Source organism: Adlercreutzia sp. CNCM I-6207 (assembly GCF_977072305.1).
The window spans coordinates 183,237-206,575 of sequence record NZ_CDRVLZ010000002.1 but is presented as its reverse complement, the minus strand read 5'-3'; the positions used below and the strand labels follow the sequence as shown (position 1 = coordinate 206,575).

General features: G+C 62.0%; 17 protein-coding genes and 1 pseudogene. 13 read left to right on the top strand and 5 right to left on the bottom strand.

Going from position 1 to position 23,339, the window contains the following annotated elements; all coding sequences use genetic code 11:
- Complete coding sequence (locus ACW4QM_RS02215; RefSeq protein WP_161128263.1) at positions 1-1,962, top strand: MDR family MFS transporter; 1,962 nt, start codon at positions 1-3, stop codon at positions 1,960-1,962.
- 381 nt (positions 1,963-2,343) lie between these two features.
- Positions 2,344-3,285 carry a serine O-acetyltransferase gene (locus ACW4QM_RS02210; RefSeq protein WP_022741770.1) on the top strand — a complete coding sequence of 314 codons (942 nt, stop codon included), beginning with the start codon at positions 2,344-2,346 and terminating at the stop codon, positions 3,283-3,285.
- Positions 3,286-3,397: 112 nt separating this feature from the next.
- Here the strand turns inward: ACW4QM_RS02210 and ACW4QM_RS02205 are convergent, their stop codons facing one another.
- Positions 3,398-3,553, bottom strand: coding sequence for a polysaccharide deacetylase family protein (locus tag ACW4QM_RS02205; protein WP_161128262.1), 156 nt, complete (start codon positions 3,551-3,553; stop codon positions 3,398-3,400).
- A gap of 163 nt (positions 3,554-3,716) precedes the next feature.
- On the opposite strand from ACW4QM_RS02205, the gene ACW4QM_RS02200 reads away from it, so the two are divergent.
- From ACW4QM_RS02200 to ACW4QM_RS02190, 3 genes are all read left to right on the top strand, one after another.
- The gene (locus ACW4QM_RS02200) at positions 3,717-4,088 is read left to right on the top strand and encodes a hypothetical protein (protein ID WP_161128261.1); all 372 of its coding nucleotides are present in this window, start codon (positions 3,717-3,719) and stop codon (positions 4,086-4,088) included.
- On the top strand, positions 4,085-4,585 hold the full coding sequence (locus ACW4QM_RS02195; RefSeq protein WP_161128260.1) for a type II toxin-antitoxin system VapC family toxin: 501 nt from the start codon (positions 4,085-4,087) through the stop codon (positions 4,583-4,585). Before ACW4QM_RS02200 ends, ACW4QM_RS02195 begins: the two co-directional genes overlap by 4 nt.
- 210 nt (positions 4,586-4,795) lie before the next feature.
- Positions 4,796-5,968 carry an iron-containing alcohol dehydrogenase gene (locus tag ACW4QM_RS02190; RefSeq protein WP_161128259.1) on the top strand — a complete coding sequence of 391 codons (1,173 nt, stop codon included), beginning with the start codon at positions 4,796-4,798 and terminating at the stop codon, positions 5,966-5,968.
- 590 nt (positions 5,969-6,558) lie between these two features.
- On the opposite strand, the gene ACW4QM_RS02185 is transcribed toward ACW4QM_RS02190, so the two are convergent.
- Complete coding sequence (locus ACW4QM_RS02185; protein WP_161128258.1) at positions 6,559-8,013, bottom strand: helix-turn-helix transcriptional regulator; 1,455 nt, start codon at positions 8,011-8,013, stop codon at positions 6,559-6,561.
- A 242-nt stretch (positions 8,014-8,255) separates the two neighbouring features.
- Between ACW4QM_RS02185 and ACW4QM_RS02180 the strand changes: the two are divergent.
- Both ACW4QM_RS02180 and ACW4QM_RS02175 read left to right on the top strand, forming a co-directional pair.
- A pseudogene (locus ACW4QM_RS02180) lies at positions 8,256-8,336 on the top strand (twin-arginine translocation signal domain-containing protein); the annotation flags it as partial.
- Positions 8,337-8,372: 36 nt separating this feature from the next.
- On the top strand, positions 8,373-9,884 hold the full coding sequence (locus ACW4QM_RS02175; RefSeq protein WP_041714720.1) for an FAD-dependent oxidoreductase: 1,512 nt from the start codon (positions 8,373-8,375) through the stop codon (positions 9,882-9,884).
- 331 nt (positions 9,885-10,215) lie between these two features.
- Here the strand turns inward: ACW4QM_RS02175 and ACW4QM_RS02170 are convergent, their stop codons facing one another.
- On the bottom strand, positions 10,216-11,841 hold the full coding sequence (locus ACW4QM_RS02170; protein WP_161128257.1) for an FAD-dependent oxidoreductase: 1,626 nt from the start codon (positions 11,839-11,841) through the stop codon (positions 10,216-10,218).
- Positions 11,842-11,983: 142 nt separating this feature from the next.
- Complete coding sequence (locus ACW4QM_RS02165) at positions 11,984-12,877, bottom strand: MarR family transcriptional regulator (protein ID WP_041714718.1); 894 nt, start codon at positions 12,875-12,877, stop codon at positions 11,984-11,986.
- Positions 12,878-12,940: 63 nt separating this feature from the next.
- Between ACW4QM_RS02165 and ACW4QM_RS02160 the strand changes: the two genes are divergently transcribed.
- Positions 12,941-13,105 (top strand): hypothetical protein, encoded by a 165-nt coding sequence (locus ACW4QM_RS02160; protein ID WP_237974557.1) that lies wholly within the window; start codon positions 12,941-12,943, stop codon positions 13,103-13,105.
- 107 nt (positions 13,106-13,212) lie between these two features.
- On the opposite strand, the gene ACW4QM_RS02155 is transcribed toward ACW4QM_RS02160, so the two are convergent.
- The gene (locus ACW4QM_RS02155) at positions 13,213-14,412 is read right to left on the bottom strand and encodes a Fic family protein (RefSeq protein ID WP_161128255.1); all 1,200 of its coding nucleotides are present in this window, start codon (positions 14,410-14,412) and stop codon (positions 13,213-13,215) included.
- 1,053 nt (positions 14,413-15,465) lie between these two features.
- Between ACW4QM_RS02155 and ACW4QM_RS02150 the strand changes: the two genes are divergently transcribed.
- The 5 genes from ACW4QM_RS02150 (at position 15,466) to hydF (ending at position 23,173) form a co-directional block, all read left to right on the top strand.
- Positions 15,466-17,304, top strand: a complete 1,839-nt coding sequence (locus ACW4QM_RS02150; protein ID WP_237974558.1) for an NAD(P)-binding protein — start codon at positions 15,466-15,468, stop codon at positions 17,302-17,304.
- Entirely contained in the window at positions 17,298-19,091 is a 1,794-nt protein-coding gene (locus ACW4QM_RS02145) for a [FeFe] hydrogenase, group A (RefSeq protein WP_161128253.1), read from the top strand. Before ACW4QM_RS02150 ends, ACW4QM_RS02145 begins: the two co-directional genes overlap by 7 nt.
- A 101-nt stretch (positions 19,092-19,192) precedes the next feature.
- Positions 19,193-20,263: a [FeFe] hydrogenase H-cluster radical SAM maturase HydE gene (gene hydE / locus ACW4QM_RS02140; RefSeq protein ID WP_161128252.1), complete on the top strand. Its 1,071-nt coding sequence runs from the start codon at positions 19,193-19,195 to the stop codon at positions 20,261-20,263.
- Complete coding sequence (hydG, locus tag ACW4QM_RS02135) at positions 20,250-21,695, top strand: [FeFe] hydrogenase H-cluster radical SAM maturase HydG (protein WP_161128251.1); 1,446 nt, start codon at positions 20,250-20,252, stop codon at positions 21,693-21,695. Before hydE ends, hydG begins: the two co-directional genes overlap by 14 nt.
- A 143-nt stretch (positions 21,696-21,838) precedes the next feature.
- Positions 21,839-23,173 carry a [FeFe] hydrogenase H-cluster maturation GTPase HydF gene (hydF, locus tag ACW4QM_RS02130; protein ID WP_161128250.1) on the top strand — a complete coding sequence of 445 codons (1,335 nt, stop codon included), beginning with the start codon at positions 21,839-21,841 and terminating at the stop codon, positions 23,171-23,173.
- Positions 23,174-23,339 lie beyond the last annotated feature (166 nt).

The window sequence follows — 23,339 nt, the reverse complement described above, 5'->3', positions numbered from 1 at the left end:
ATGAAGCTAACGCGCAAACAATGGATGATGCTGGCGGTGCTCGTGCTGGGCGCCTTTGTGACGGTGCTGAATCAGACGCTGGTGACGCCGGCGCTGCCGTCCATCATGGTGGAGATGAGCGTCGACCAATCGACGGCCCAGTGGCTGACCACCGGGTTCACGCTGGTGAACGCCATCATGATTCCCATTACGGCGTTTCTGCAGGATCGATTCTCCACGCGGAAGCTGTTCGTGTTCTCAATGAGCCTGTTTGCCGTGGGCACGCTGCTGGCGGCCGTGGGCCTCAACTTTCCGGTGCTTCTGGGCGGCCGTCTCGTGCAAGCTGCCGGCGCCGGCATCCTCATGCCGGTGACCATGACCGTGCTTATGCTGGTGTTCCCGGTTGATCGCCGCGGTTCTGCCATGGGCATCTTCGGCCTGGTCATCGCCTTCGCGCCGGCCATCGGCCCCACCGTGGCGGGCTTCGTCATCGACCAAGCCGACTGGCACATCCTGTTCTACCTCATTTTTGCTCTGGCCATCGTCATTATCATCCCGTCGCTGTTCCTTGTCGATGACAAGGCGCCGGCGAACAAGGGCGACTCGGTGCTCGATCCGCTGTCGCTGGCGCTTTCCACCTTGGGCTTCGGGCTCATGCTTTACGGCTTCTCGGCGCTGGGCTCGGCCGGGTTCACGCCGGTGCCGCTGCTCACCTGTGCCCTCGGCATCGTCGGTGTGGTGTGGTTCTTCATTCGCCAGACGCGCCTGCCGCACCCAATGCTGCGCGTCGATGTGCTGAAGAACCGCCGCTTCCTCGTGGGCACTATCATTGGCATGCTCGTGCAGGGCGCGCTGCTGGCCGCCGGCATCCTCATGCCCATTTACGTGCAGTCGCTTCACGGGCTGTCGGCCACGGTGTCGGGCCTCGTACTCATGCCCGGCGCCATCCTTATGGGCATCATGAACCCGCTCGCCGGCAAATGGTTCGATCGCCACGGCCCGCGCCGTATGGCCATTGTGGGCATGAGCCTGCTAACGCTCACCACCTTCGCATTCGCTATCCTGAACCTCACGTCCAGCATCATTTACATCACCATCGTGTACACGGTGCGCATGTTCTCGATGTCGCTCGTGAACATGCCCATCACCACCTGGGGCATGAACGCCCTGGATAACAAGGTCATGAACCACGGAACCTCGGTGAACAACACGTTGCGCCAGGTGGCGGGTTCGCTCGGCACCGCTATCATCATCGCGGTGTCCACCCAGGTGCAGAATTTCGCGACGCCGGAATTCGGCGCGGCCCAAGGCACCATGTTCGGCATCAACGCCGCCTTCCTCGTGTGCACGCTGTTGTGTCTCATCGGCCTGGTGATGACCATTGTGCTGGTGAAGGACAAGCCCGGCGAGGAAGAGGCCGTGGACGAGGGCGGCACCCGCAAGTCGCTGCTCATGTCCATCATGAAGACCGACGTGTTCTCGCTTTCCAAAGACGCCACCGTAGAGGAGGCCATGCGTCTGTTCGTGGAGAAGAACATCTCCGCGGCTCCCATTGTGGACGAGGCCGGCGAGCCCGTGGGCTTCATTTCCGACGGTGACATTCTGAAGCGCCTAAGCCCGCGCCGCGAGTCGTTCACCGATCCCATCGTGCTCATCAACAGCACGGTGAACGACGACGAGGGCTACGACGAGAAGCTGGCGAAGGTCATGCAGATGCGCGCCAGCGAGATCGGCGCCGCCAGCCCCATCTGCGTGAGTGTGCATGCGAACCTCACTGACGTGTGCCGCGTGCTGTCCGAGAACCATCTGAAGAAGGTGCCGGTGCTGGAGAGTGGCCACATCGTGGGCATCATCAACCGCAGCGACATCACGCAGTACTCCATGGCCGCCTATCTGGCCGATCATCCGGAGCGCGCCGTCTACTGCGGCGAGGGGCCGTCCGGCCAGCACGAGTGCGTGGAAGAGGCCTGCGAGGAGAGGTAGCTAAAGCGCCATTTGCCCCGAACATTCAAGCAGCCCCGGCGAGCGAGGGCAACGGGGCTGCTTGCGTTTGGGAAGCCGCATGGCCGGCTTCCGTGCGTATGGGAAGATGCCAGGTGCGCGGGGTGCGATTGCGTGCTTGCTTGCGGCGGTGCGGGCAAGCGGCGGTGCGCTAGTGATGGCATCCGGTATCTTTACCCCGATAGTAACTGTTTTGCGTGACGGTGCGGGCTGCGGACGGTCAAGCGTCTCCGATCTGCTATCCTATCGAAAACACTAGAGGCGTCCGCGTTCCTTGAGGCGCGAACCCACTCTGGCGACGACCTTGCCAGCCGCTCTGCGGAGAGCGGTTGTGTCGGCGCTTTCGCACGGAAAGGAAGGCCCATGTTCGGAGACAACCTAGAGCGCATCGTCGCGGCCATCGAGAAGAACTACGAGGCCGATGAGATATTCTTCACGAAGCCCGGGCGCCGCTTCCCCAGCCGCACCGCTATCAAGGGGCTCATCACCGAGCTGCGCCGCGTGCTGTTCCCCGGTTATTTCGGGCCGGAGATGCTCTCGCCCTCTACAAGCCCCAGCTACTTTATCGGCCAGACGCTCATCGACATTGAATCGGTGTTGCGCGAGCAGCTCATTTTGGCGCTCACCTACACCTCCGATGATCGTGACGACCTCGTCGGCAGCGGCAACCACTTGTGCGGCGGTTGCACGAGCGACTCCATTTGCGAGCAAACGGCCGATATCTGCACGAAGTTCTTCGACGCCCTGCCCGAAATTCAGCGCACGTTGCTCACGGATGTGCAGGCGCTCTATGACGGCGATCCGGCGGCGGGGTCGAAGGAGGAGGTCATCTTCACGTACCCGGGCTTGTACGCCATTTACGTGTACCGCATTGCGCACGTGCTCTACGACTTGGGCGTGCCTATCATCCCGCGCGTGATGACCGAAATTGCCCATTCTTCCACGGGCATCGACATCGGCGCCGGCGCTCATATCGGCGAGTACTTCTTCATCGATCACGGCACTGGCGTCGTCATCGGCGAGACCACTACCATCGGTGACCATGTGAAGCTGTACCAGGGCGTCACGCTGGGCGCGCTTTCCACCCGCGGTGGTCAGCGTCTGGCTGGCGTGAAGCGCCATCCCACTATTGAGGACAACGTCACCATCTACTCCAACGCCAGCGTGCTCGGCGGCGAGACGGTCATCGGCGAGGGCTCGGTCATTGCCGGCTCCACCTTCGTGACCTTCTCGGTGCCGCCTCATTCTCGCGTCTCCGTGAAGGAGCAGGAGATCCGCGTCCGCCAGCCCGGCGAGAGGGATTAAGCGACAGCAATCAGCGGCGGAGGATACCAAACTGGCGACCTTGGCAGAGCGCTTGTGGGAACGGCGGGCGTCGCCCAGAAGCCTCTTTACTGGTCGCCTTCGCTAGTCGTCTCTACTGCTCGCCGCCGTTGGGCTCTACGAGGTATTCGAAGCCTTCCTGGGTGTACTCGCCGGCGATGCGCACGCGGGGGAGGGCCTCTACAGGGTCGACCACCTCAACGCGGCGGTTCTCGATGGTGAAAGCGCACAGTACCCCAGCTTCTTCCATGTTAGCACAGCCTCGCCGACCCCCATGTTTTCACGTCTCAGGCCCAGCGAAGCAAATAAAAAGCGGGAGCTGCGGAGGGAAGGTTTGTCGGGGACTCTCGACTTACTATGGATAGAAGGTCGAGAGTTATGATATACTGCTAGCAATTCTGAAAGGGGTTGCCATGCCGAACATGCAGATGAACTTCCGGATCGATGCCGAACTGAAGCGGCGCGGGGACGAGCGCTTTGCCCGGTTCGGGTGCACGCCGTCGGAGGCCCTGCGGCGGCTTTACGAGGTGGCGGCGCGCTATGACGACGAGTCCGAAGCGGCCTTGCGTGCGGTTATCGGCTCCGAGACGGAGGAAGCCGACGCCATGAGCGAGGGCGAGAAGCGTGCCCAAGCGGTCACGGACTTCCTGACATCGCTTCAGGCGCAACGCGAGGCCCTGGGTATTCCGCCAGCTGCCCCGCCTCAGGAGTTCTCGGATGAATATTGGGACAATCTTTTCTACGAGGCGAAGACCGAAAGACTGGCTGAAAGGGGACTCTGGTGACGGTTGCGGAGAATGCTATTGTTGTAGACAAAAACATTTGGCTCGATTTCTATCTTCACGAGCGGCCCCTTCATGAAGAAGCTGCTCGCTTTATTCGCGTTGCGGAGAAATACAACGCCAATTTGGGAACACCAGCGGATGCTGTCAATGAAGTTTTTTACACGGTGGGAAGATATCTGAAACAGCAGGTACGCGAAAACGGTGGCACTGTCGACGAGTGCACGGCCCGTGCTATAAACAACTTCGCGTGGGGGTGCGTCGACCACATGACCGATCTTGCGATATCGGTTCCCATGGACGATCGTACGGCGTGGCTAGCTCGCCACTACCGCGATATCACCTCGGATTACGAAGACGCCTCGGTTCTTGCTTCCTGCGAATTGTGCAAGGCAAACTACCTGGTAACCCACGACAAGCGTCTGGCTGCCCAGGCCAACATAGCCACCAAAACCGCCACGGAAATGGCCGACCTCATAACCCGTGCCCACGGGGAATAGCCAACCTGACCATGCGGGGGTCTGAGTGCAATCTTGTGACAAGCCGCCTTGTTTGCAAAGATTGCGAGACATTTCCCGCGGTCTGACAGTTGCCTGTTTGCCGGCGATGCCCTAGCATCGACGCAGAGCATGATTGGAGAACGCGCCCGACGGCGATGGCGCGGCGATGGCGACAAGGTGTCGCCGTGTCGAAAAGCAGAAAGGACTCCCATGGAAAACTTCGAATTCGTTTCCCCCACGCATTTCGTCTTTGGGCGCGGGGCAGAAGAGCAGGTGGGTGAGAAGCTGGCGGCAGCTGGCGCCAAGCGGGTACTCGTGCACTTCGGCGGCGGGAGCGCCGTGGCCTCCGGGCTCATCGAGCGCGTGGGCGCTTCGCTGGACGCCGCGGGCATCGAGCATTTGGAGCTAGGCGGCGTGCGCCCGAACCCCGAGATCACCCTTGTGCGCGAGGGCGTGCGCCTCTGCAAGGAGACTAACGTCGACTGGGTGCTCGCGGTGGGTGGCGGTTCGGTCATCGACTCCGCGAAGGCCATCGCCAACGGTGCTTGCGTGGAAGGCGACGTGTGGGAGCTCTTCGAAACCAAGGCCCTCGACCACGATGTGCTGCCCATTGCCGTGGTGCTCACCATCCCGGCCGCCGGTAGCGAGGCGTCGAAGAACACGGTTATTTCCAACGACGAGCTGGGCCGCAAAACCGGCTACGCCAACAACGCCCAGCGTCCGAAGTTCGCCTTCATGAACCCCGAGCTCACCTTCACGCTGTCTCCCTTCCAGACGGCCGCCGGTCTTACCGACATGTTCTGCCACCTACTGGAGCGCTTCTTCGACGACGTGGGCGCGGTGCCCGTGACTGACAACTTGAACCTGTCGCTCATGAACACCATCCGCGCCGAGGCGCCGCGCGTGTTGGCCGACCCCGACAACTACGACGCCCGCGCCAACATCATGTGGGCCGGCATGCTCTGCCATCAGGGACTCGCCGGAGTGGGCCGCCATGAGGACTGGGCCACTCATGGGTTGGAACACGAGCTGTCGGCGCTGAATCCGGCTATCACTCATGGCGCCGGTCTGGCCGTCATGTTCCCTGCCTGGATGGAGTACGTGCACGCCGAGAACCCGGCGCGCTTCGCCTTCTACGGCCAGGCGGTGTTCGGTCTCACGCCCACCGGCGACGTGGAAGCGGACGCGCTTTCGGCCATCGACGAGACGCGCGCCTTCTTCGCGAGCCTCGGCATGCCCACCACCCTCGCCGAGTTGGATGTGGAAGAGGCCGACATCCCGAAGATGCTGCCGACGCTTGCCCAGAACAAGGGCGTCCCCTTCGGCACCTTCAAGAAGCTGACCCTGGAAGACGCCGAGGAGATCTACAAGTTGGCGCTGTAGGGTAGAACAGAGCAAGAGAGGAGTAGCGGGGCCGCAAGCCCCTCGATCTCCTTCGAAAAACAGCCGCTTACCAGGGAGAACGGAGTAGGCGGGGAGTAGAACGGAGTAAAACGGAGTAAAACGGAGTAGCGACTTTCTCGATTATCGTTGAACTAGGAACCGACCGTGCTCTTCGATTGGGTAAACTTGAGCTCCGTCGCCTTGGGAAAAGAGAGATCATGGTTCAAGGTCCTATCGAGAATGCCGTTGAGCTGTTCGCCCGTGAGGTACGTGTACGCGCACGGGAAGATATCAACAAAGGTGTTTGTGGCGTCCACTGGTAAGGGGAGTACTCTGGCGTCGAAAACCCTGAAGGGTCTGGCAGCGAAAGGCCTGCTGGCGTGGCACGGAAGTAGCCAAAACGATCCCTCTCAGTTCTATGCGTTGCCTCACTGAGATCGTTCATTTAAAGACTTTGCTCGTCCGCCGCGCTTCCTTCTTTTTGGAGAGAGTGGCATCAATAGCCTGATCGGTCTTCCCTTTTGCTCCGGCGACAACAGCCGTATCGTGACCGCCTCCATTGTGGTTGAGCGTATCGATGGCTTGAAGGGTCATTTCGGTTGACCGAAGTTGTTTTTAAGCTCCTTGTCGATAACGCTAAGAAGCTCTTGGCGGGAGTGAACGCCGATTTTGGCGTAGATGTGGCTGACGTGACTGTGGGTGGTACTGGAGGAGATAAACAGCGCCTCGGAAATGAACGGCTCATTGCGCCCCTTCATGAGTAGCCCCATCACCTCAGTTTCGCGAGTGGTAAGACCGTAGCGCTTGGAGAGGGCTTGCGTGACCTGCTCACTGTTGACAGTCTCAGGCGCCATGGCTGAGCGTTCGAGTCCCCAAAGCGACGCTACATTGCGGCTTCCGAACAGAAGCGACGAAACGAGGATCATGGCCAGCAAGAAGAAGAGCAACACCATATGTACGATTTCTTCTGGCATGGAGGCCATGACGAAAAGAGAGAAGCCGGTGGCAACCAGCGTGGCCAAGCTGACAAGCCCGCGCACAATGCCATACAGCGTGTTGAAGGCGACGTTTGTTTCCAGGAACAGCTCGAAGAGTACGGCCCAGAGCATGAGTTCAAGGCAGGTGTACCCTGCGGTAGTGGCAGCCACCGTGAGGGCTGCGGTAGACTCAAAGGGTAGCCAGTAGCTGCAAATACCCAGTGTAAAGGCCAGTAGCTGCAAGGTGCTCAGCACCCAATAGGCCTTCTTCAGCTTGCCGATAAGCACCAGCGCGACCACGGTCGTGCCGGCTCGAGCGAGAGTGTGGGCCAGGTAACTCTCTTGGAACACCTCGACAGACTCGCTGCTGGCGGAAATGCGCATTAGGCCGAAGGCGATGCCGAAGACGGCGAGGCCCAGCAGCAGCTTCCAGGGGAGCTTTTGGCCGGCACCCCAAAAAGAAAGCCGCGTTCTGGCCGTTTCAGCATCCGATCCCTCGGTGTTCTGCGGGGACCTCTTATGAGCATCCGTCGCGAGGCCCGCGAGCGACAGCAGCGGTAGCGCAGCGCAGATATAACCTGCCGCGGTTCCGAGAAAGGCCACCGTTAGATATAGAGCAGCTGCTATGAGGAGGGCCCACGAGAACAGCACGACGACGTCCTCCGCCGAGTGACACTGACGAATAGCTCGGTTGACGAAAAGATAGAGAAGAAATCCTTCGGGCAGGCCTACCAAGCAAGCTCCGATAATAAGCAACGCATCGCCGTTCGACCCCCAGAGCACCAGCAACGTGCCAGTCGATGCGGCCAAGGTTGTCGTCGCTCGCAGCAGATGATTTTCGGCCATCTTCTGCGCCAGAGCGGGCGAAAGAAATGCCAAAATGCCTACCACGACTGTACTTACGGTCAACGCTACGAAGTTTGCCAGCTCTACCGAGGCGATGCCGCCGATGCCCGCGAGGGCTGTCGAGAAAAAGACGAGGCTCATCCAGCCCCAGTAGATACCTAGATCGAGCGTGATCCCGAGCCGTCGCTGCCGTGATTGCGCCTCCGATTTTATTGCTCCCATGGTGTCCTCTCCCAAACGTCTAGGCTCAGCTTACCACAGGCTGTTGCATTCGTCGCGGCTGTGCCAGGGGATAGTAGAGCCGGTTTCCACTGCTTCAGAGGATGGGTATCGACTAGTTTAGATGATGCTTTCACCAGGTGTTTCATTCATGATAACGGCATCACCTGAGAGCCGTGGACCGCGGCAGGTGGAAGGATGGGGCCTTCGGCTTCCGAAAAAGCATCTATGTAAGGAGAGAGACAATGACTGATATGAAAGGCATTTCGCGTCGCAGTTTTTTGACTGGATCTGCTGTGCTCGGTGGAGCCGCGGCTTTAGCTGGCCTAGCAGGTTGCAGTCCGGCGCCGAAGGATACGTCGATGGCCGAGACCGGCTCGGCAACTGAGGAGGACTGGCTCGGTGAAGCGCCAGCGCTGACCGAGGCCGACTGCGACAACGTGGTGGATGCCGATGTGGTGGTTATCGGTTCTGCGGTGGCCGGCTCGCTTTCCGCGTTCGGCGCTTTGGAGAACGGTGCGAAGGTGGTTATGCTCGAGCGCAACAAGATATTCCACTACGGTGGCAACCAGGGTTCCTTCTTGAACTCTGAGTTCCAGAAGCAGTCCGGCAAGCCCACCTACGATCCAAAGGAGATTGTCTACCACATCGTGGGCAATACCGCCAACCGTTGCGACATTCGCCAATGGCGCGTATGGGCCGACCGATCCGGCGAGCTCGTGGACACGCTCATCGAGAAGGTGCTCACGCCGGCGGGCATTCCCTTCACGTGCTCTCCGGCTCCCGATGAGCCGGAGCTGTGGCTGAATCGGGTGTTCGATATCAATGTGGTGCTAGGCGATCCTACGAAGGACAATTACAAGGAATTCCTCTCAGGCATGCACGCCTATCTGGCCGACAACGGCGCCGACATTCGCTACAATACCAAGGCCGAGGTGCTCGTGCAGGACGAGGCCGGGCGCGTAACTGGCGTCATCGCCACAGCCGAGGACGGCTCCCGCACATTGTTCAAGGCGGCTAAGGGCGTCATCGTGTGCACGGGTAGTTATGCCGGCAACGCTGCCATGGTGAAGAAATTCCAGCAGGAAAAGGTGGCGAAGCTGCTGGAAGAAGGCAATGTGTACACCATGTACATGGATACCGAAGACCTCTCTAGCGCAGAGCCCATGGACGACGGGATCGGCCACCGCATGATGTGCTGGGCCGGCGCCGAGATGGAGGGAGGCCCCCACGGCTTCCTCGGTTGGCCGAACGGCGGTCATATCGGCTGCCCGAATTTGGAAGTGGACCAGGCAGGGCGCCGCTATATGAACGAGGCTCTGTTCCCGGTGAACCAGGTGCAGCAGGTGGTGTCTGCAGCTTCGATGCCCAGCGGTGCCTTCACCTGGGAGATTTCCTCCACCGAGGATCGGCTCATGCCCTGCTTCATCGGCATCGATCCTAACGTGCTGGACGCTATCGCCAAAAGCGGAACCGGCGTGTACCAGGCCGATACCTTAGAGGAGCTGGCCGAGCTCATCGACGTGGATCCGGCTACCTTCACGGCCACTATCGAGCGGTACAACGAGATGTGCGAGAAGGGTGTTGACGAGGACTTCATGAAGAGCTCCGAGTACCTCATCCCCGTGAAGAACCCGCCGTTCTATGCTTTCAACGAGAAGTGGGTGTTCGTGTGCTCCATCGCCGGTGTGCACACCAACGACAAGTTCCAGGTGTTGAATGCCGACCATGAGGTTATTCCGGGCCTGTTCGCCGCGGGCAACACGGTGGGGCGTCGCTTCGGCTATGCCTACGAGAGCTCGGGTATGGGTATGTCGAACTCCCAGGCCATGGTCGCCGGCTACGTGGCTGGTGAGACCGCCGCTAGCAGCTAGGAGCAAAAGAGCAGCTTCTCGGAGCTGCTCACTCAACGCGCCCTCCCCTGAGGCGAAGCTCCGGCGTTCTGCAACGCTGGGGCTTCGCGCTGCTTTTAGGGGGCAGAAACTATGCAGTCATTTGTGTGTTCGCCTTGTTCGAGCTCTCCGTCGATGCCGCGTTGGTTGAGGCGGGATCCATTGAGAAAATGCCGAGCGCCATACCTAGGCTTATCAGCCGAGTGTTTATCATGGTCGGCGTGGTGACGGCCCAGCTGGCTGCGGGAGCCCTCGACGAGCAGACTCCCGCAGCCGCACGTTCTAAAAGTTACCCAGGCGAAGCCAAGCTAAGCTAAGCGATATATTTCGCGGCGGCGTTGGCGGCGTTGCGACCGGAATTGATGTTGTTGGCCATGGCGGTGCCGGGCATGTTCTGCGTGTACACGTTACGCCAAAGCATGGCTCCGTCCAAGCCGACGGCATACAGGCCGGGAATGGGCTTAGAAGCGTCGTCGAGCACCTCGCTGCGGACGTTGGTCATGATGCCGCCGTCCACCACCACGACCAGCGCATCGATGCGGGCGATGTAGAATGGCCCGTTCTCGATGGCGGTAAGGAAAGGCTGGGCCTTGCCGAACTCGCCGTCGAAGCCTTGGGCACAGAACTGATTGTAGCGCTCCATGGTTTCCGCAAGTGTTTCCGCGTCCAGTTCGAAGTGCTCAGCGAGCTCTTCGAACGAATTTGCCGTGAAGACACTCGTGCCGTCGTTGTTGGTCAACGCATCTTCGACCGTCTTCTTGTCGGCCTCGTCCAGTTCGCAGCCATCAAGGATGGCCTGATCGAAGATGGCGTAGGACTCTCGGTTGCCGAGGCATGCGCCAAGGTTGGCCGCCATGTTGAATGTCATGGCTAGAGACTCGTCGTTGAAGCGGCGCGCATCTTGGTTGACCCACACGCACAGACCGTTGCCAACAAGGCCATTGCCGCCGTTCAAGGGACTGTTGTAGGGGACGGTTGTGTCAGTGCCGAACGCCTTCACCATTTGGAAGCCTTGAATGGCGGCATTGCGGAGAAAGTCTCGGCCTCCAGCAGCCATGGCCATGTTGTAGCCGTCGCCGCACACGGAAGGCGAGCAGTTGGTCATCATCTCGTTCACTTGGTTCTGGGCCATGCCCGCTTGTACGAGGAGGTCGGGGTTGGCCCCGATGCCTCCCGAGGCCAGGACGACGGCTTTGGCTTTAACTTCGATGATGTTGCCCGAGCTGTCTTCGGCGTACAGTCCCGAAACGGTGCCGGCATCCACCTTAAGACTTGTTGCTGCAGTGCCGAAGCGAAATTCCGCGCCGTTTTGCTCGGCCGCGGCCTGCATCGGCTCGATATAGCTCGTTACGGCAGAGTCGTTGTCGAACCAGTGCATGGTGTTATAAAGCCCGGCACCGTAGTTGTCGACAACACCGTTGAACTGCACGCCGTTGTCTTGCAGCCAGTCGATATTCTCGGCGGAATTATGCACCATGTCGTACCAAAGCGCGCCATTGGTCACCCACTGGGCCTCTTCAAGTTCGGTGCGGATGATGTCTACTTCGTTAATCTCGATGCTCAGGTTTTTCTGCAGCTTCGAGCCCACGGCGAAGACGCCTTCGGCGCCCGCGCCGTTTCCGCCCGCTGCACCGCCTTTCTCAAGAACGAGAACCTTGCTGCCGTTCTCTGAGGCTTGCACGGCTGCGGCGAGTCCCGAGATGCCCGCGCCTACGACAACGATGTCGCACTCGAGCGTCTCGGATACGTTGTCAGGCGTCGCGGGCGCTTGCGCATCCTGGTTCGACGGCTCGGACTCCTTTTGCGTGTTGGTCTGGTTCGGCTGTGCGCATCCCGCAAGCCCCAGCAACGCCATCGTGCCGAGGGCGGCACCCGAGATGAACCCCCTGCGGCTCATGCCCCGCTGATTGCCTGCTGCCTCGTTTGTGATTGTCTCCATGATCCCTCCGTTCGCTTGATTGTGGAAACAAGGAGAGCATAGGGATGCAGAAAAATTACAGCAATTGAATCTAGCTAGCGCAAAATGCCAGGTGAGAGCTCTGCTAAAAAGCAATAGCAGAAAAATGATTACAATGAGGGAACTAATAGGGCTGCTCTGCTGAAAGATTGAGGTACATTCTCATGTACCATGCGTCCACCACCATGCTTCCATTTTGCTTGATGGGGCTGTGCATTGCCTGGGTGACCTCGTTTGCCGCACGGCGAAGGGTGCTTGCTTTTTTGGTGCCCGCCTCGGTGAGCGTGACGATCCTCTGTCGTCCGTCATCGACGTCCTCTTCGATGTGAATCAAATTGGCTCCCTCAAGCTTTTGCAGCACAAGGGTTGCGTTGCTTCGTGGAATGCGTAAGAGCGATGATAATTCAGAAGGCGTGAGAACCTCCTCGGCCTCCAGGACGTCGAGAGCGCGGTACTCGACAAGACTAAAAGGTGCAAGACCTCGAATAGCTTGCTTCCACTCGTCAATTGTTATGCGCCATAAAAGCAGGTGAGAAGAGCCGAAGTAGAGCTTTCGGTCTGGCTGAACGGACAGCGCATCGACATGGTGTCCGCGAACGAGGTCGCAGCTCTCCAAGGAGGAATCTCGCATAAATTTGAAAAACTCTTCGTCTTGCAAGTTCCGAAGGAATCGTTCGCGGAGGAATCTGGCAACTATTTCGGCCCCTCTGACGGCTACGCCTTCTCCCTTGACCGTCAGAGCACATCTCATGGTTCGATGGTCGTTTTCTTCGACCGTTTTCGAGACGAGCCCCAGATCTTCTAGAGTGAGCAAAATGTTCCAAGTAGTTTTTCTCTGCAGCAAAAGATAATCTGCAAGATCTGAAGCGCCGAGCGTCGCTCTGGTTTCGTAAAGTGCAATAAGAGCCAGGAACTCGTTGTAGGTTAGCCCCAGGCTCTCTCGCACGCAATGCGATACTTGTCGAAAATGCTCGACAGTAACCGTCATCATCTGGTGAGAATTTGCTACTTTGCCCATAGGGACATTTTAGCGAAAGCTCATTTGAGTTGCTTGGCGTGATGGCTGGAAAACGAAAGATGATTGGCTAAATCGAGCATCTGGAGTTGGGCAGCGCGCGCCTTCTTCGCGAGCTTGGGCATGCCCACCACCTTGGCTGAGCTGGATGTTGATGCGGCCGACATCCCGAAGATGCTGCCGACCCTCGCCCAGAACAAGGGCGTCCCCTTGGCACCTTCAAGAAGCTGACCCTGGAAGACGCCGCGGAGATCTACGAGTTGGCGCTGTAGGGCGGAACGGAGTAAAAACGGAGTAGCGGCGCCGCAAGCCCCTCGATCTCCTTCGAAAAACAGAGGCTATGCACCCGCCACAAGGCGGCGTATGCCGGCCATGCTCGAGATTTCGTCGAGGATGGAAATCAGTTCAGGGGCTTGGTAGAAATCGCCGCGTCGCATATTGCCAAGAGGTTTCAATATGCCGTATTCGCATGCTCTGTTGATGATGGAAGTTGCTGATCTGCGGGTTATCTCGAGCCCGTTTGCCACGTAATCGGAGTTGACGACGGGCTGCTCTACGAGCAGTGCGGGTAGGCCGAAGATGCGAGATCCTGAGCGCTCTTGCATGCGCGCCGTCCAGTCTCCTACAAGCCCTGCGATAGTGCGCGATGTCTTTTGCCCGACGACCATGGCCAAGTCGATTGCGTTGCAAACCTGTTCGACAATAGGCGCCGGATCGCCCTGCTGGTAGCATGAAAGCGCGCTCATGTAGTCGTCGATATCGTGCAGCAAACCCGCCGATATGGGCACGGTTGCATGAAGGAGGACTCCGTCGCTGCGCAACATGCGATGGAGAAGCGTTCGGCCTGTGCGCCCATTTCCGTCGACGAAGGGATGGATGGTTTCGAACTGGGCATGGACGAGGGCGGCTTTGGCGATAGGGTCTATCCCTTCGGTTTGCGTGAAAGCGCAAAGGTCGTCCAAGCACTCATCGACGCGGCCTGGCACAGGTGGCACAAACAGTGCACCGTGGGGACTGTAGGGGGTACCGCCGACCCAAACTTGCTCACCGCGCAGCTCTCCTGCAAAATCAAGAGCGGTTTTCTTGAGCAGCTGGCGATGAATCTGCCGAATGCCGTCGGTCGTGAGGGCGTCTTCGAGATTGAGCGCGCATCGCATGGCATCGATGTTCCCCGCAATGACGAGTGCGTTTGGCGGCGCGGAGGACGAAAGCTCCGCCAGAGCGATATTGCGCGCGCTGGAGGTGAGGTTTTCTATTTGGGAGCTTGCCGCCGATTCACTGCGCAGCAAGAGGCTGGGAAGGTTAAAGGGCAGCGAGTCTTGGTGCTCGTCGAATCGGACGAGGCGCATTCGGGCATCAGCGAGGCGCTCGGTGAGCTCGGCTGAGAGCCGGGGGCGCGCATGGCGGATTTTGGCCGGGACGGCCGCCTGGTAAGTGGAAGTGATTTTTCTGCGCCGAGATTTCGGAATGAGATAGACGTCCTCGTCGCGCAGGTGCCACGGAACCTCTTCGGTGGTTATGGCCGGCCAGTCGCTCACGAGGCATCCTTTCATTTGGCTTCGCTTCTTTACTATACAATTAGCGGAAGCGAATTGCAATTCACTTCCGCTAATTGAGATTTAGGGAAGGGAAAATTGCTCCCATCTGGCAGTTAAACGATGCTTTCTCAAAGCCCAACTTCCCCAACAGAAACGGTCCAACTTCCTCAACAGAAACGGTCCAACTTCCTCAATCGCTTTGCTGACGTGGTATAACGGGCGTTCTCGTTCCTCGTGGTTCTTACGGGCCAGCAATCGGCCTACCGCCGGCCGGACGGCGTCTACGTCGTCCCGATAACCTGTCTGGCTCCATAGGGGGAAGATCGCCCAAAATCCTTTCTTTGTCCCGCAGGGGACTCTGAAGGGGTGCTGGGTTTTCTCAGCTGGCGGCCAGCACGCGTTGAGTTCTGTCCAGTGCTGCCTTGCGCAGGAATGCCGAACGTGACTCTCCCTCCTGTTCGGCTGCGCGCTTGATGGCAAGAGCGGCGGAGTGCGGTACTTTGAAGCTAATCACGTCGAGAGGCTCGTCGGCCAGCCTTGGCCGGCCTATCACCACGTTGCCCGACCACTGGCCGGGGAGGGATCCCGTCTCGGCGGCCTCGGCCAGAGCTTCTATCTCTGCGTCAGTGATTACCTTGCCGCTCTTGAGGGTGTATTCCCTTGATTACTTTCTCATTTCGTCCATAGGTTTCTTCCTTATGTAATACTAAAGTAAAATACAAAACCCAATGATCCCCAAGGGCTTTATCGGGAAGCAAGAGCCTACATCAGCCGAACCGCAATTATGTCGCGAGAAAGTCGCGTTTCGTTCCCCGCGCCGACCGCCTTTATGTCGCAACGCTTTCCGCTACCCTGGGCAAAATTTCCCCAACGGTGACTTGAGAAAGAACGACCAGGGTATTGTAGCAATAGAGGTTGTTTTGATGCGTCAGCGTCCGCGCGCCCGAGGGCATTTCTACGCCGCAGTGCTTTTTTACAATGGGCTCGTTACCAATTGGAAATATGACGGGCGTTATGGTATGTTGGTTAGCGTCAACACAGAAAGAGAGAACTATGGGGCGTTTGACTGTTGAGACGGCGGGGCGGGCCGATGCGCGAACGGGGGAGTTCGTGGAGGCCTTCGCGCGCCGTGTGGAAGCCATGCCGCCGGGCCAGTGTCCGGTGGGACTGGTGCTGGGACAGTTGCAGGCGAGCGCTGCGCAAACCTGCGGCAAATGTACGCCGTGCGCCCAGGGTATGCCGAAGCTCGAGGCGCTGCTGCGCGAAGTGGCCCAGTTCCGGGCCACGGCAGCGACACTGGATGAGGTACGCGTCGCGGCTACGCTTTTGCGCGACACGGCCGATTGCGCTGTGGGCTGGCAGGCGGGCGCGATGGTGCTGGCAGGGCTCGACGCCTTCGCCGACGAATTTGCCAGCCACGTGGAAGTGGGCATGTGCGCCCCCGGCACGCGCCAAACAGTGCCCTGCGTCACGCTGTGTCCGGCCCACGTGAACGTGCCGGCCTACATCGCGCTGGCCGAGGAGGGGCGTCTCGCCGAGGCGGTGAAGATGATCCGCAAGGACAACCCCTTCCCCACGGCTTGCGCGCTCGTGTGCGAGCACCCCTGCGAGGAGCGCTGCCGCCGCACCATGGTGGACGCCCCGGTGAACATCCGCGGCATCAAGAAGTACATTGTGGACACCGTTGCTGCCGACACTGTGGAAACCCCCGCGCCGCTTGCCCCCACCGGCAAGCGCGTGGCAGTGGTGGGCGCCGGCCCCTCGGGGCTGACCTGCGCCTACTTCCTGGGGCTCATGGGTCATTCGGTGACCGTGTTTGAGCGCCGCAGTCGCCTGGGCGGCATGATGCGCTACGGCATTCCCGCCTACCGCCTGCCCCGCGAGCGCCTCGACGAGGACATCCGCGCGGTGCTGGGTGCTGGCGACATCGAGGTGCGCACGGGTTGCGATATCCAGACGGATAAGATGCGCTCACTGGTGGACGAGTTCGACGCCGTGTACGTGGCCGTGGGCGCCCAGGGTGGCAAGACGCTTCCCATTGAGGGGGCCGACGCGGCCGGCGTCATGAGCGCCGTGGACGTGCTGGAGGCCATCGGTGACGAGCAGTACCCCGACTTCACGGGCAAGAACGTGGTGGTCATCGGTGGCGGCAACGTGGCCATGGATTGCGCCCGCACCGCCGTGCGCGCCAACGCCGCCTCGGTCACGGTGGCCTATCGGCGCCGTTTGGAAGACATGACCGCGCTACCCTCCGAGGTGGAAGCGGCCATGATGGAAGGCGTGGAAATGCGCTGCCTGCAGGCGCCGGCCCGCATCGAAGTTAATGCGGAGCGCCAGGCGACGGCGCTCATCTGCCAGCCCCAGCGCATCGGCGCGGTGCGCGGCGGACGTCCCGCCCCGGTGCCGGCCGACAAGCCCAAGGTGCGCCTGGCCGCCGATCTCGTCATCATCGCCGTGGGGCAGGCCATCGAGTGCGTCCCCTTCGAAGAGTTCGGAATGCAGCATGACCGCACCTTCCTGCGGGCTGACGAGGAGCTGCGGGCGCCGGGCTTCGACACCGTCTTCGTGGGCGGCGACTGCCAGTGGGGCCCCAAGACCGTCATCATGGCCATCGCTGCGGGCAAGACGGCGGCGGCCAACATCGACGAGCTGCTGGGTTTCCATCATACGCTGGACTGCGGTGCCACGGTGCCGCCGGCGCATCCCAACGACCGCACCGCCTACGGGCGCGTGCAGGTGGCCGAGCGCCCGGCGTGCGAGCGCAAGCGCGATTTCAAGTACGTGGAAGAACCCGTGAGCGCCGAGGAGGCTGCACAGGAGTGCGGGCGCTGCTTGCGCTGCGACGTGTACGGTATAGGCGCGCTGACCGGAAGGGGGCTGGAGGCATGGTAACCATCACCATAAACGGCCGCACGGTGGAGGCCTCCGAGGGCGCCATGGTGCTGGAAGCGGCCGCGGCGGCTGGCGTGGAAATCCCCACGCTGTGCTACCTGAAGGACCTCAACTGCATCGGCTCGTGCCGCGTGTGCCTGGTAGATGTGGAAGGCGAGGGGCTTCTGGCCTCCTGCAACACTGCTGTGCGCGAGGGCATGCGGGTGCGCACCGACACCCCGCAGGTGGCGGCGGCCCGACGGGCGAACCTGCAGGCCATCATGGACGACCATCGGGCGCTCTGCGCCACCTGCGTGCGCCAGGACACCTGCGCCCTGCGCTTCCTTTCCAGCACCTTCAACCTGCAGGACGCCCGCGAGGCCCTGCCGGTGCCGGAGCCGTGGGATGCCACCTTCCCGCTGCAGCGTGACAGCAGCAAGTGCATCAAGTGCATGCGCTGCGTGGCCATCTGCGAGAAGGTGCAGCACTGCGGCGTGTGGGACTTCACCGGCGCAGGCCCCTCGATGAAGGTGATCGTGCGCGACAACCTGCCCATCGCCGACGCCGGCTGCGCGCTGTGCGGCCAGTGCATCACCCACTGCCCCACGGGCGCCCTTACCGCCCGCGACGACGTGAGCCGCATCATGGACGCCATTCTGGACCCGGCCGTGGAGACCGTGGTGCAGGTGGCCCCAGCCGTGCGCGCCGCCTGGGGGGAGGGTGTGGGGCTTTCCCGCGACGAGGCCACGCCGGGACGCTTGGCCGCGGCCCTGCACGCCGTGGGCTTCGACAAGGTGTTCGACACTGACTTCGCCGCCGATCTCACCATCATGGAAGAGGGCAGCGAGTTCGTGGAATTCCTCGGCTCTGATGCGCCCCGCCCCATGTTCACGAGCTGCTGCCCCGGCTGGGTACGCTTCGTGAAGCAGCACTATCCGCGGTTCACGGCCCAGCTTTCCAGCGCCAAATCGCCGCACCAGATGATGGGCGCCGTGGTGAAGAACACGCTTGCGGCCGAGGCCGACGAGGCGGGCAAGCGCCTGTTCGTCGTGTCCATCATGCCCTGCGTGGCGAAGAAGTACGAGTGCGACGTGCCCGAGCTTTCCACGGTGGTCGGCGCGACCCATGGGAACGGCACGAGCGACGCGGGCTTGGCGCCCGACGCCCCAGCTGCTCCGGAACTGGCTGCCGAGGCCGCGCCCGATGTGGACGCCGTGCTCACGGTGCGCGAGTTCGGCCGCCTGCTGCGCATGGTTGGCGTGGACTGCGCGGCCTTGGACGAGGTGCCCTTCGACAACCCGCTGGGGCTTTCTACGGGAGCGGCCACCATTTTCGGGCGCACCGGCGGCGTCATGGAGGCGGCCCTGCGCTCGGCGGCCTACCTCATCACCGGTGAGAACCCCGATTTCAGCGCCTGCGACACCACGGCCGCCACGCCTGAGACGCCCTGGATGTCCCGCGAGCTTGCCATCGGCGACGCCACCGTGCGCATCGCCGTGGCCAGCGGCTTGGAGAACACGTCGAAGCTTTTGGACGCGTTGGAGTCTGGCGAGGCCGCCTTCGATTTCGTGGAAATTATGGCATGCCCCGGCGGCTGCGTGGGCGGCGGTGGCCAGCCCATCCGGTTCAACAGCGAACTGGCCCAGACGCGGGCCGGGGTGCTGAATCGGCTCGACGCTGCGGACAAGTTGCGCTACTCCCACGAGAACCCCGACATTGCGAAGCTGTACGCCGACTGGATCGGCGAGCCGCTGTCGCATACGGCCCACGAGTGGCTGCACACCGATCAGGAAAGCTGGAAGATCTAGCGCCGTTGCGGAAGAAGGAGCAGGGGGCCGGAACCGCTGCGCAGCCGTTCCGCCCCCCTGTTTTTGTAGGATCGCGCGTATTCGACGGAAAGGAGAGGCTCATGACCGACAGACCAGCGACACTGGCTGCGAAGCTCGCGCGCGGGCACGGCCTTTCCCTGGACGAGTACGCCGCGCTCATTGATGCCCGCACCCCGGCGTTGGCCGACGAGTTGGCCGGTCGCGCCCGGGAGGTGTGCGAGGCCGTCTACGGGGACGGCGTGTTCGCACGCGGGCTCATCGAGTTCACGAACATCTGCGCCAACGACTGCTACTACTGCGGCATCCGGCGCAGCAACCGCGCCTGCGAGCGCTACCGCCTTACCGGTGAGCAGATTCTGGCCTGCGCCGAGGAAGGGTGGCAGGCAGGCTTCCGCACCTTCGTGCTGCAGGGCGGGGAAGATCCGGCGGCGACCGACGAGTGGCTGGCCGACGTGGTGGGCGCGCTGAAGGCGGTCCATCCGGGCTGCGCCGTCACGCTGTCGGTGGGGGAGCGCTCGCGGGAAAGCTACGAGCGCCTGCGCGCCGCCGGGGCCGACCGCTACCTGCTGCGCCACGAGACGGCCACGGCCGCCCATTACCGGCAGCTGCACCCGGCGGTCATGACGCTTCAGCGCCGCATGGCGTGCCTGTCCGCCTTGCGCGAGGCCGGGTTCGCCGTGGGCGCCGGCTTCATGGTGGGCTCGCCCTTCCAAACGGCGGAACGGCTGGCGGCCGACCTCGCGTTCGTTCAGGAGTTCCGCCCCGAGATGTGCGGCATCGGGCCCTTCGTGCCCCATCGCGACACCCCCTTCGCCGCCGAGGCGCCCGGCACGGTTGAGCTCACCTGCTACCTGCTGTCCCTCGTGCGCCTGGCGCACCCGACGGTGCTGCTGCCGGCCACGACGGCGCTGGAGGCGCTGGATCCTCACGGCCGCGAAAAGGGCATTCTCGCCGGGGCCAACGTCGTGATGCCGAACTTGTCGCCGCCCGAGCACCAGGGCGACTACGCACTCTACGATGGGAAGCCCCGCTCGTCGGCCGGCGCGGCCCGCAAGTGGGCCGACCTGGCGGCGCAGCTTGAGCCCTTGGGCCGCCGCCTCGTGGTAGACCGCGGGAACCCTATGAAGGAGAAAACCTATGATTCGCTATGATGTGCGCTCGCCTCGCGCCGATGATTTCATCAACCACCAGGAAATCCTCGACACCCTGGCCTATGCCGCCATGCATCGGCACGACGCCGCTCTGGCGCGTTCCATCCTGGAAAAGGCCCGGGCAAACCTGACGCCGGCCCACGACCACGGTACGACGCTCACTCACCGCGAGGCCTCGGTGCTTTTGGCCTGCGAGGATCCGGAGGTGAACGCCGAGATCCGCCAGCTCGCCCGCGACATCAAGCAGGCCTATTACGGCAACCGCATTGTGCTGTTCGCGCCGCTGTACCTTTCCAACTATTGCGTGAACGGGTGCCTTTACTGCCCCTACCATGCGACCAACCGCGACATTCCGCGCCGCAAGCTCACGCAGAAGGAGATTCGCGCTGAGGTGATCGCCCTGCAGGACATGGGTCACAAGAGGTTGGCCATCGAGGCGGGGGAGGATCCGGCCCATAACCCGCTCGACTACATTCTTGAAAGCCTTCAGACCATCTACACCACGAAGCACGCCAATGGCGCCATCCGCCGCGTGAACGTGAACATCGCCGCCACGACCGAGGACGCCTATCGCCAGCTGAAGGCTGCGGAAATCGGCACCTACATCCTGTTCCAGGAGACTTACCACCGTGCCCGCTACGAAGAGCTGCACCCCTCAGGCCCCAAGGCCGACTACGCCTGGCACACTGAGGCCCACGACCGCGCCATGGCCGCCGGCATCGACGACGTGGGGCTCGGCGTTCTGTTCGGCCTGGAGGGCTACGCCTACGAGTTCGCGGGCCTGCTCATGCACGCCGAACACCTGGAGGCGGCGTTCGGCGTGGGGCCGCACACCATCTCGGTGCCGCGGGTGAAGCCGGCCAGCGACATCGATCCCGACGCCTTCGACAACGGCATTCCCGACGAGATGTTCGAGAAGATCATCGCGCTCATCCGCATCGCCGTGCCCTACACGGGCATGATCATCTCCACCCGCGAGTCTCAAGAGGTGCGCGCAGCGGCGCTGCAACTGGGCGTCTCGCAGATCTCCGGCGGCAGCCGCACCAGCGTGGGCGGCTACGTGGACGAGGCACGCCCCCACGACACCGAGCAGTTCGACGTGTCCGACCAGCGCACCCTGGACGAGGTCATCGGCTGGCTCATGGACGAGGGCCATCTTCCCAGCTTCTGCACCGCGTGCTATCGCGCCGGCCGCACTGGCGACCGCTTCATGGAGTTCTGCAAGAACGGTCAGATCCTGGACTTTTGCCAGCCGAACGCCCTGCTGACGCTGGGCGAGTACCTGTGCGACTACGCCAGCCCCGAGGTGGCGGAGAAGGGATGGAAGATGATCGACGCCGAGCTCGCCCGCGTCCCCGACGACCGCCGCCGCGCCCTCGCCACCGACTACCTCGCCCGCATCCGCACCGGCGCCCGCGACTTCCGGTTCTAGCCGCTGTCCCGAAGGCCGTCGGAAGTGTGCCTTCCGTAGGGGGCGACCTCGGTCGCCCCTCCCAACAGGAAAAACGCTTTTGGTCGAGAGGGGCGACCGAGGTCGCCCCCTACGGAGGCAAACCGGCAACGAAAGGAGCCTGCATGTCCCTGAACGATACCCCTTCCGGCGAGCGCGCGCACATCGTCTTCTTCGGTGTGCGCAATGCCGGCAAGTCCAGCCTGGTGAACGCGCTGACGAGCCAGACCGTCTCCGTAGTGTCCGATGTCGCCGGCACCACCACCGACCCGGTGCGCAAGGCCATGGAACTGGCACCGGCCGGCCCGGTGCTCATTGTTGACACCCCGGGTATCGACGACGCCGGCGACGTGGGCGACCTGCGCGTCCAGCGAGCCGAAGCCGCCCTGAACGAGGCCGACGTGGCCGTGCTCGTGATGGACGCCACCTGCGGCATGACCTCCTTCGACGACCGCCTTCTCGCCACCTTCCAAACGCGCCGCATCCCCCACGTCATCGCCGAAAACAAGGCCGACCTGCTTGCGGAAAGCGGGCGTGTTGGCGCCGCAGAGCCGTCGTTGTCTTCGCCGTCCTTGGGGGCAGACGCTTCGAATGGCAAAGCCCTCTTGGAAGGCGGCGGCTACAACGCCGTGGCCTCCGCCGAAAACGACGGCGCTTCCGTACGGGCCGCCCGCGTGCGCGTGTCGGCGCGGACGGGGGAGGGAGTGGGCGACCTGAAGCGCGCCGTCGCCACCCTGGCTGCGGACGCGGCGGGGGAGCGGCGGCTCGTGGGCGACTTGCTCGAGCCCGGTGATGTGGTCGTGCTCGTCATCCCGCTGGACTCCGCCGCCCCCAAGGGCCGCATCATCCTGCCCCAGCAGCAAGTCATGCGCGACGCGCTGGAAGCCGGCGCCTTCCCTTGCGCCACCGGCGTCGAAGGGCTGCCCGATCTGCTGGCCGCCCTCGCTCGGCCGCCGCGTCTGGTAGTAACCGACTCCCAGGTCTTCGCCGAGGTAGATGCCTTGCTGCCAGCCGAGGTGCCGCTTACCTCGTTTTCAATCCTTATGGCCCGCCACAAGGGCGATCTGGCCGCCCAGCTGGAAGCGGTGCGCGCCCTGGAAAGCCTGACCGACAACGACGCCGTGCTCATCGCCGAGGGTTGCACCCACCACCGTACCTGCGAGGACATCGGCACGGTGAAGCTGCCCCGGCTCATCCGCGCCATCAGTGGCACCGACCCCCGGTTCGCCTTCACCTCCGGCCGCGATTTCCCCGACGATCTTTCCCCCTACGCCGCCATCGTCCACTGCGGCGGCTGCACCTTGAACGCCCGCGACATGGCCTCCCGCATCCAGCGCGCCCGCGCCCAGCAGATCCCCCTCACCAACTACGGCATGACCATCGCCCGCGCCCACAACATCCTCCCCCGCGCCCTCGCCCCACTGGCCCCGCTGGACCCACCAGCCCCGCTGCCCCACTGATCTCGCCTGCCCCGTTTGCCCCGCCCGCTGTTTTCTGTCGGTGACAGAAAACACCCTCCTGGCGCACTTTTTTCGATTTATATAGCGTTTGGAAAATCAGATCTGCACGCTTTTTGACTTATATAGCGATTCTGGCCCCGATGAGCCTCTCTTAGATGCTATATAA

What these genes read in the sequence shown, in the direction of transcription:
- ACW4QM_RS02215 (WP_161128263.1), top strand. Translation starts at nt 1, where the DNA reads ATGAAGCTAACGCGCAAACAATGGATGATGCTGGCGGTGCTCGTGCTG.
- ACW4QM_RS02210 (WP_022741770.1), top strand. Translation starts at nt 2,344, where the DNA reads ATGTTCGGAGACAACCTAGAGCGCATCGTCGCGGCCATCGAGAAGAAC.
- ACW4QM_RS02205 (WP_161128262.1), bottom strand. Translation starts at nt 3,553, where the DNA reads ATGGAAGAAGCTGGGGTACTGTGCGCTTTCACCATCGAGAACCGCCGC.
- ACW4QM_RS02200 (WP_161128261.1), top strand. Translation starts at nt 3,717, where the DNA reads ATGCCGAACATGCAGATGAACTTCCGGATCGATGCCGAACTGAAGCGG.
- ACW4QM_RS02190 (WP_161128259.1), top strand. Translation starts at nt 4,796, where the DNA reads ATGGAAAACTTCGAATTCGTTTCCCCCACGCATTTCGTCTTTGGGCGC.
- ACW4QM_RS02185 (WP_161128258.1), bottom strand. Translation starts at nt 8,013, where the DNA reads ATGGGAGCAATAAAATCGGAGGCGCAATCACGGCAGCGACGGCTCGGG.
- ACW4QM_RS02175 (WP_041714720.1), top strand. Translation starts at nt 8,373, where the DNA reads ATGGCCGAGACCGGCTCGGCAACTGAGGAGGACTGGCTCGGTGAAGCG.
- ACW4QM_RS02170 (WP_161128257.1), bottom strand. Translation starts at nt 11,841, where the DNA reads ATGGAGACAATCACAAACGAGGCAGCAGGCAATCAGCGGGGCATGAGC.
- ACW4QM_RS02165 (WP_041714718.1), bottom strand. Translation starts at nt 12,877, where the DNA reads ATGGGCAAAGTAGCAAATTCTCACCAGATGATGACGGTTACTGTCGAG.
- ACW4QM_RS02150 (WP_237974558.1), top strand. Translation starts at nt 15,466, where the DNA reads ATGGGGCGTTTGACTGTTGAGACGGCGGGGCGGGCCGATGCGCGAACG.
- ACW4QM_RS02145 (WP_161128253.1), top strand. Translation starts at nt 17,298, where the DNA reads ATGGTAACCATCACCATAAACGGCCGCACGGTGGAGGCCTCCGAGGGC.
- hydE (WP_161128252.1), top strand. Translation starts at nt 19,193, where the DNA reads ATGACCGACAGACCAGCGACACTGGCTGCGAAGCTCGCGCGCGGGCAC.
- hydG (WP_161128251.1), top strand. Translation starts at nt 20,250, where the DNA reads ATGATTCGCTATGATGTGCGCTCGCCTCGCGCCGATGATTTCATCAAC.
- hydF (WP_161128250.1), top strand. Translation starts at nt 21,839, where the DNA reads ATGTCCCTGAACGATACCCCTTCCGGCGAGCGCGCGCACATCGTCTTC.